This window comes from Cryobacterium sinapicolor (assembly GCF_004403465.1).
In the GTDB taxonomy this organism is placed as follows: Bacteria; Actinomycetota; Actinomycetes; order Actinomycetales; family Microbacteriaceae; genus Cryobacterium; species Cryobacterium sinapicolor.
This window is the reverse complement of sequence record NZ_SOGQ01000094.1, coordinates 1-1,703: the sequence shown is the minus strand read 5'-3', so window position 1 is coordinate 1,703 and position 1,703 is coordinate 1. Positions and strand designations below refer to the sequence as shown.

At 58.2% G+C, this 1,703-nt stretch carries 3 protein-coding genes; 1 reads left to right on the top strand and 2 read right to left on the bottom strand.

Annotation, left to right across the window (positions count from 1 at the left end; translation table 11 throughout):
* Both E3T28_RS16475 and E3T28_RS16470 read right to left on the bottom strand, forming a co-directional pair.
* Window positions 1–666 (bottom strand): GAF and ANTAR domain-containing protein (locus E3T28_RS16475; protein ID WP_134433333.1); only part of this gene is annotated, 666 nt, incomplete at its 3' end.
* A 26-nt stretch (window positions 667–692) separates the two neighbouring features.
* Window positions 693–1,370 carry a GAF and ANTAR domain-containing protein gene (locus E3T28_RS16470; RefSeq protein ID WP_134433331.1) on the bottom strand — a complete coding sequence of 226 codons (678 nt, stop codon included), beginning with the start codon at window positions 1,368–1,370 and terminating at the stop codon, window positions 693–695.
* Window positions 1,371–1,556: 186 nt separating this feature from the next.
* On the opposite strand from E3T28_RS16470, the gene E3T28_RS16465 reads away from it, so the two are divergent.
* Window positions 1,557–1,703, top strand: a 147-nt coding sequence (locus tag E3T28_RS16465; protein ID WP_134433335.1) for an ANTAR domain-containing protein, incomplete at its 3' end; no start/stop codon positions are given.

Below are 1,703 nucleotides of genomic sequence, written 5' to 3'. Positions count from 1 at the left end.
CGTGAGGTTGTGGTCGCGCGCATATTTCCGCAAAGCCGCGAATGCTTCGTCCATGGTTAGCCCAGCGCTTTCCGAGACAACACCCTTGGCTTGCTCGATCAGAATTCGGGAGCTCAGGGCTCGTTGCAACTGCGCCGCGACGAGAGTTTTCTCTCTGCTTCCTCGCTCCTGCAGGAGACCGATGGTGGCAACGTCGGCCAAGGCCTGTGCAACAGCGACATCGGCGGCGACCAGTTCACCCACGTGGATGCTGAACATGTTCAAGGCCCCAAGCACTTGGCCTCGAAGACGCATCGGCGTCGCGTGCACGGACTTGAAACCCTGGCGTATCGCCTCAAGACGAAAGGCAGGCCACCGATCCCCGGAACGTTCGATATCGCCAACGGTCACCGGTTTCCCGGTGGTAAAGCACTCGACACACGGTCCGGCGCCCGCGTTCAGTTGCATCACCTCTACGAGAGTCGTTTCTTCACTGGTGGATGCCACTAGCTGCAACTCGCCCAAACCATCGAGGAGCATGAGCCCCGCAGCCTGCGTATCGAGAATGTCCGAGCATTGTTCCACGAGGTTTTGGAGAAGGTCAACGACGTCAAAATCATCCGTGAGGGTGTCGGTAAGTTTGACGAACGCTCTATTCAGCTTCGCTTCGCGGGTGAAGTCAGCCATGGCTTACTCATTTCTCGGTAGTGAAACTATTCGGGGAGAGATTTGAAGCTCAAGTGCCTACTGACGACGTCGCGGGCGATGTCCTGAACGGTTCGACCGTTGGCAAAAGCGTGGGCCTGCAGGCGCGAGTAGGCGATGGTAGCAGTGGTATCCAGTTGCACAAGGATCATCCCTGTTGCCTGATGAACCTCGCGCCTCATTGCCGGGGTCAACATCGACTCTCCAGCGCCCTCAATGCCAGCACCCGCGATGGCGTGGCGCACGGCAACGTCCGTCAGGGCCGACGCCAGGGTCACTGCGATCTCTATGTGCTGCGGGCTCAAAGCGCCCGCAGTTCGCCGGTATAAACCGACGGCGCCAACAGTGACTGCACCCATAAGTAACGGGAACGAGAAGAGCGCGCCCACGTGAAGTGAACCGATCGAAGCTGCAAAAATCGGCCAGGAATCATGGGTTCCTGTGGAAACATCCGGCACGAGCGTAGGAACACCGGTTTTGAGTGTGGCCCACTGCGGGCCTTCGCCAAGATCGAACTGCAATTCGTCAATACGCGCGGCGACCGCATCGCTCGAACAAATGGTGGTTTGACCGCCCCTCGGACCGAAAACGGCGATTGACACACCGGTGACGCCAAGGTCGTCTATAAACGGTGAACACAAATCCGGGGGTTCAGCAACCCCGAAATCGTTCTTGTTGTCGTTCATCACGTCGTCCGGACGTCGAGGCGCGAGCCCAGGACTTTTGAAAACCAAGTCATTGCGTCCTCTCTCAGAGATCACATGCCTTACACGGGACAATGCAATTTAGGTATTCTAACTCGCGGAAACCGCCCAAAGAGGCAGGACGGAAACGTCGGGCGGGGGCTCAGTGATCCTTGAGGACACCGTTACCTGGCCGAACGCCGTCACGCAGTTCGTCGCCCGGTTCGCCGAATTCTGATCGAGCAAGCCAAGGGTGTTGTCTCGGAAAGCGCTGGGCTAACCATGGACGAAGCATTCGCGGCTTTGCGGAAATATGCGCGCGACCACAACCTCACG